Source organism: Paenibacillus sp. 598K (genome assembly GCF_003851045.1).
GTDB lineage: Bacteria > Bacillota > Bacilli > Paenibacillales > Paenibacillaceae > Paenibacillus_D.
The window spans coordinates 1-2,814 of the sequence record NZ_BFBX01000061.1 but is presented as its reverse complement, the minus strand read 5'-3'; the positions used below and the strand labels follow the sequence as shown (position 1 = coordinate 2,814).

The 2,814-nt window shown below is 58.8% G+C and carries 2 protein-coding genes; one reads left to right on the top strand and one right to left on the bottom strand.

Going from position 1 to position 2,814, the window contains the following annotated elements:
• Positions 1–167: 167 nt before the first annotated feature.
• Entirely contained in the window at positions 168–1,790 is a 1,623-nt protein-coding gene (locus PA598K_RS18030; RefSeq protein ID WP_128658301.1) for an ABC-F family ATP-binding cassette domain-containing protein, read from the bottom strand.
• 237 nt (positions 1,791–2,027) lie between these two features.
• Between PA598K_RS18030 and PA598K_RS18025 the strand changes: the two genes are divergently transcribed.
• Positions 2,028–2,690 (top strand): SGNH/GDSL hydrolase family protein, encoded by a 663-nt coding sequence (locus PA598K_RS18025; RefSeq protein WP_128658300.1) that lies wholly within the window; start codon positions 2,028–2,030, stop codon positions 2,688–2,690.
• Positions 2,691–2,814 lie beyond the last annotated feature (124 nt).

The window sequence follows — 2,814 nt, the reverse complement described above, 5'->3', positions numbered from 1 at the left end:
CATTCCGGCGCGGGAGCGCTACACAGTTAACCTCGTACGTCCGCATACGTGCACCCTCTCGCACAGCCCAGGCAACAGGCGAGGATCTCGACAGCCCAACGCCTATGAGCAAAACAAACCCGCATCCACCCCGTCGGGGCGAATGCGGGTCGTCGTTAATAGTGGACTTACACCGTTGCGTACATGCTCTCGCGCAGCGCTTTGATCTCGTCGCTATCGAGGTACTCGTCGTAGCTCATCGTCCGGTCGATCAGGCCGTTCGGCGTAATCTCGATGATCCGGTTGGCGATCGTCTGGATGAACTGATGGTCATGCGACGTGAACAGGATCGTGCCGTCAAAGTCGATCAGACCGTTGTTGAGCGCGGTGATCGATTCGAGGTCCAAGTGGTTGGTCGGCTCGTCGAACAGCAGCACGTTGGCGCCGTTGAGCATCATCTTGGCCAGCATGCAGCGGACCTTCTCGCCGCCGGAGAGCACGCTTGCCTTCTTGAGCGCCTCCTCGCCGGAGAACAGCATCCGACCCAGGAAGCCGCGCAGGAACGTCTCGTCCTGATCCTTGGAGTATTGACGCAGCCAGTCAACCAGGTTCATCTCGACGCCGTCGAAGTAAGCCGAGTTGTCCCTTGGGAAGTACGCTTGCGTCGTCGTCACGCCCCAGGTATACTCGCCCGCATCAGCTTCCAGCTCGCCCATGACGACCTGGAACAGCGTCGTCTTCGCCAGGCCGTTCGGGCCGACGAGCGCGATCTTGTCGCCTTTGTTGACGACGAAGCTGATGTTGCTGAGCACTTGATCGCCATCAACGCTCTTGCTGAGCTGGTCGACCGTCAGCAGCTGCTTGCCAGCCTCGCGCTCCGGCTTGAAGTTCAGGAACGGATACTTGCGGTTCGACGGGCGGATGTCCTCAAGCGTAATCTTGTCGAGCGTCTTCTTCCGCGACGTCGCTTGCTTGGACTTCGAGGCGTTGGCGCTGAAGCGCTGGATGAACGCCTGCAGCTCCTTGATCTTCTCTTCCTTCTTTTTGTTCTGCTCGCGCGTCAGCTTGAGCGCCAGCTGGCTGGACTCGTACCAGAAGTCGTAGTTGCCCATATAGAGCTGGATCTTGCCGAAGTCGATATCCGCGATCTGCGTACATACCTTGTTGAGGAAGTGACGGTCATGGGATACGACGATAACGGTGCCTTCGTAGTCGAGCAGGAAGTTCTCCAGCCAACGGATCGACTCCAGGTTCAAGTGGTTCGTCGGCTCGTCAAGCAGCAGGATCTGCGGGTTGCCGAACAGCGCCTGCGCCAGCAGGACTCTGACCTTCTCGTTGCCCTCGAGCTCCTTCATCTGCTTGTCGTGAAGCTCGGTCGGGATGCCCAAACCGTTCAACATGCCGGCAGCTTCCGATTCGGCTTCCCAGCCGTTCAGCTCCGCGAACTCCGCCTCCAGCTCGCCCGCGCGCATGCCGTCTTCGTCGGAGAAGTCGGCCTTCGCATAGAGCGCGTCTTTCTCCTTCATGACTTCATAGAGCCGGGCGTGGCCCATGATGACCGTCTCCAGCACCTGATACTCGTCATATTCGTAATGGTTCTGCTTCAGCACGGCCATCCGCTCGCCCGGCGTAATATGCACCTCGCCGCTGTTGGCTTCCATCTCGCCAGAGAGGATCTTCAGGAACGTCGATTTGCCCGCTCCGTTGGCCCCGATCAGACCGTAGCAGTTGCCTGGGGTAAACTTGATCGTAACATCTTCAAAAAGCGGACGCTTGCCGTAACGCAGCGTCACGCCGCTGGTGCTAATCATCTCATCCCGTCCTTTTGTATCATTGTAGCGTTCATCCGTCCATTATAGCACATTCTGTTGCAAAGGGGGCCAGATTCAAGGGATTCGTCAACGAATACGACGGAATATCATGCTTGCCAAAGACTGGCCAAGTGCTTAACATAGACGGCAGGGCGTTACTGCCGAGCCTGTTTGCACGAGGCTGCGGAGCCGCTTGCCTAACCAGCTGACTTTGGGACAAAAAGGGAGAGATGAAGGATGGAGAAGCAGACGACGATTTTATTTACGGGGGATTCGATTACAGACTGTGGACGCGGGCGCGAGGAGGGGCAGGATCGCTTCCTGGGGCAAGGCTATCCCAATCTGATCGCCAGCAAGCTGGGCAATCTGTACGCCGAGCAGCGTCCGGTATTCCTCAATCGAGGGATCAGCGGCAACCGGGTATCCGACCTGTATGCACGCTGGAATGAAGACGCTATCAGCCTGAAGCCCGACCTCATCAGCATCTTGATCGGCATCAACGATATCTGGCGGATCATGCGCGGACTGCCGAGCGGCGTCACCGACCGCTTCGAGCGGCTCTATCGCCATCTGCTCGAGGAGACGCGCGAGGTGCTGCCGGATGCGGCGCTTGTGCTGTGCGAGCCGTTCGCGCTGCCGGCCTCGGCGACCGAGGAAGGCTGGGAGAGCTGGCAGTCCAGGCTGCGCGATTACAGCCAGACGCTGCAAGGACTGGCCTCGCAGTACGGCGCCGTGTTCGTGCCGCTGCAAGCTTCGTTCGACCGGGCAGCCGAGCGTACCGATGCTGCATACTGGCTATGGGACGGTGTCCACCCAACAGCGGCTGGCCACGACCTGATCGCCGAGGAGTGGCTGATCGCGGTCAACAAGAGCGAACTGGACGTCTTCTTCAAGCGCTAGGGTGTGTTTGCATACTCGGAGGGTAGCAGATTGGGTTGAATTTTCGTTCCATGCCAGGAACTTTTGTGCAGTCGTTACCTACGGGTACGGCAAGCAAAAGTGACGCCGCAGGGGGCGGAAAGGC

Bases quoted from the DNA above. Each gene is read 5' to 3' on its own strand.
- PA598K_RS18025 (WP_128658300.1), top strand. From the start codon at position 2,028: ATGGAGAAGCAGACGACGATTTTATTTACGGGGGATTCGATTACAGAC.
- PA598K_RS18030 (WP_128658301.1), bottom strand. From the start codon at position 1,790: ATGATTAGCACCAGCGGCGTGACGCTGCGTTACGGCAAGCGTCCGCTT.